General features: G+C 39.8%; 4 protein-coding genes. All 4 read left to right on the top strand.

Annotation, left to right across the window (positions count from 1 at the left end):
• On the top strand, nt 1-194 hold a 194-nt coding region (locus RMO55_RS00350; protein WP_310421770.1), incomplete at its 5' end, for a hypothetical protein.
• 172 nt (nt 195-366) lie between these two features.
• Nucleotides 367-834, top strand: coding sequence for a hypothetical protein (locus RMO55_RS00345; protein WP_310421767.1), 468 nt, complete (start codon nt 367-369; stop codon nt 832-834).
• 725 nt (nt 835-1,559) lie between these two features.
• On the top strand, nt 1,560-1,925 hold the full coding sequence (locus RMO55_RS00340; protein ID WP_310421764.1) for a hypothetical protein: 366 nt from the start codon (nt 1,560-1,562) through the stop codon (nt 1,923-1,925).
• A 196-nt stretch (nt 1,926-2,121) separates the two neighbouring features.
• Nucleotides 2,122-2,856, top strand: coding sequence for a DUF4079 domain-containing protein (locus tag RMO55_RS00335; RefSeq protein ID WP_310421761.1), 735 nt, complete (start codon nt 2,122-2,124; stop codon nt 2,854-2,856).
• Nucleotides 2,857-2,971 lie beyond the last annotated feature (115 nt).

Below are 2,971 nucleotides of genomic sequence, written 5' to 3'. Positions count from 1 at the left end.
AAAATCGGGACTTTGGTAGTACCACCGAAAGACTTGAAATGCGACAGTTCTACCTGTTTGATGTGTACCATAGCTCTAGATGCATCCCTAAGCGGCACAAGTCCGCATTTTCCCAAGTGAATATCTTACCAGACTCTCGATCGGTTTGTGGGTTTGAGGGGTTCGATCGAGTGAATGACATTCTTGGGTTTTGACAAGAAACACAAAGCTTTTGTTTAGTCAACAGATTTATAAAAGGCTACAACTTCTAATTATGCTGTTAGCAATCTCACAACCATTTCTGAAAACGAGCGAACAGTGAGTGTCTATCTAGAGATCTAGCTTGGGTACACTGAACAGGTTAGTATTTATAGAGAAGTATTTACAATGAAGAAAATTCCGCTCGTATCACAATTTAGTTTTTCTGAAGGATTATGGCTAATTTTCAGTGATGGTAATAATAAAATTGCTGCACATAATTCTAGTTTAGGACAAGAAAGTGTATTCGTTAATGGAAAATTAGTTTCAGAGAATAAAACATTAACCAAAAAGAGTATCCATGAATTTAATTTCAAAGGAGAGTCTTATACGTTGACATTCTCAGTAATTGAGATATTGACAGGTAAGATAGAATGCTCTTTAACAAGAAATAGTGTTGAAATTGGACGTTTTTTAGCATATTGCAAATACAACATTAATTTCAAGAACATCCCATTTATTCTAATTTTTATCTTGTCATTTATCTCTGTTTTCATTCCTTTGGTATTACCATTTATGTTGATATGGGCTTGCTTCTTGATATTTGACACTACGAAAAAATCTGTGGAAGTTATTATTGATAAAATTGATATTTAATCGGTTTTTATCATAAAAACTCTTTGGATCGATCGAATCACCCTGAAATCAAAAACCTGTAGGGGCGGGTTTATGCCATTAATTTCGATTGTAACGACAACCTTTGTACGAACCCGCCCCCACCCACGATTAACATCGAGATTACCTCCGGTAGGCTATGCCAACGGATTTCTCATTGCGTTGGTGAAGAAGAAATATTCTGGTTGTTGGTGGGGTTGGGCAGGTTTGAATTAGGTTAATTTCAGGTTTGGGTTAGTCGCATAAACCTGCCCCTACGAGGTTGACATTCGCGTCACTATATTTAGATGAGAAATAGATGCCATTGGCTGAACGATCTCGATCTTTTAATTGGATCGATCGTGTCGATCGCGTAGCGTGCCATAGGCGATCGATTACTGAATTTTGTGATAATTCTTATTTTAATGTCGATCGTTTGCTACATGTCTGGTAGCTAACTTGGGTTCGATTATTTATGGGCTTTCACCGTGATTCTCTTACAACGAATAGCACCCGAATTCTGCGTTTCCCCCGAGGATAACAGGAGATCGCGATCTCGCAGGTAATCTGAGAAATTGCTGAGATTTAACTGAGCAAAATTTCAGCATAAATTCAGGAAATCGATCGATCTAATTCAGAGAGCTTTCAGTGCTGGCTGCGATAGTTAAATCAGTGAACCAATTGGGTTCGTCTGAAACACACTATATCGATATTCGATCGGAAATTCTATGAAATTAACTTCTTTGGTTACAAGTGTTGCATTGTTGGGCTTAGTTACTGTCGGTAATGTTGCCCCCCACACATTCACTCCATCGATTGGGATAGTTGCTAGTGCGGCTGAAGGCCCCTCCGTCCAAGAAAAAATCAGCCTAATTACCAAAAATAAGGGTCAAATTGGTGGTGGCGATCAACTGCGTCGATTCTTCTATGGCGATTTAGAACCACTTGGAGTTCAACCTGGTGGGGCAGGAATGGTCGTCAATCTATACAATAAAGCCAATAATGTCACTTTCTCCTATTGCGCTACTTACGATGTCGTAGTTGCTGTTAAAAAAGGCAGAATAACTGCATTTCCAGCAAATGAAGTTAAGTAATCGCCTAATTTGTTAGGTTGCAGCTATTAGTATGAACACTGTTGTTGAATGGGTATAAGGTGAAAGGGAGCGAATCTTTACCCTGATACCCTTTTATTTTTTTGCATGGCAGTAATAACTATCTAAAATTTAGTTATTATTTAATACATATTATACCAGTAATTACGTCCCAATTATCAATTATCAATTAATTATTATGGATAGAGATACGATCTTATTACTACATCCATTTATTGCTGTGATTGTGGTATTTCCATTGATTGGCATAGTTGTCAATCGTGCGCTCCAAACTCGTCAGCGGCGGTTACAGGTATCGACTGGAGCAAAAAGTGCAATTCCGCCCAGTGCAGGCCCAGAACACGCACAATTAGGTCGGTGGCTGACTGGTTCGGTGGTGGGTATCGTCTTAATTGCATTTGCAGTCGATGTGTTCGGTCATATTGTAGACAAACAAGTGTGGGCAAAAAGTCCATTTCAGGTAATCTTAATCAGCCTGGTTTTTGTGTCGGCGATCGCCTCATTAGCATTACTTTATCGTGCCAAAACTAGACTCTGGCGGAGCATATTTGCCATCCTTACCAGTATTGCGCTGATTGTGCTGGGCAGTCAGGATGGGGTTTATCGTAATGATGCCCAATGGTATATTTCTCATTACTATTACGGTATTGTTGCGGCATTACTGATGATTTTTTCTCTAGCGATCGTTAGAGAGATCTATCAGGATCGTACTCATCGGTGGCGGAATATTCATATTGTTTTAAATTCGATTGCATTGCTCCTGTTCGTTGGGCAAGCTTTTACTGGAGTTAAGTCATTGCTAGAAATTCCCCCCGTTTGGCAGAAGCCCTATGTCGAAAAGCTCTACGAGCAGCAATGTGACAAAATGCCCTGTACCATTCAGTCAGCTCCAGCTTTGAAAATGCCCAAATAACTGCCCCAGCACGGATAATTAGTGAATGGGCACCACCAACAAAGGCGAAGGAAAAAACAGATGACGGCACAACATATCTTGTTGGTTGAAGATGAAATCAAACTCGCCCGATTTA

Origin of the sequence: Chamaesiphon sp. VAR_48_metabat_135_sub (genome assembly GCF_031418915.1) — a bacterium.
GTDB lineage: Bacteria > Cyanobacteriota > Cyanobacteriia > Cyanobacteriales > Chamaesiphonaceae > Chamaesiphon.
This window is presented reverse-complemented; position numbering and strand designations above follow the sequence as displayed.

Excerpts from the sequence above, each read along its gene's own strand:
- RMO55_RS00345 (WP_310421767.1), top strand. The coding sequence starts at position 367 with ATGAAGAAAATTCCGCTCGTATCACAATTTAGTTTTTCTGAAGGATTA.
- RMO55_RS00340 (WP_310421764.1), top strand. The coding sequence starts at position 1,560 with ATGAAATTAACTTCTTTGGTTACAAGTGTTGCATTGTTGGGCTTAGTT.
- RMO55_RS00335 (WP_310421761.1), top strand. The coding sequence starts at position 2,122 with ATGGATAGAGATACGATCTTATTACTACATCCATTTATTGCTGTGATT.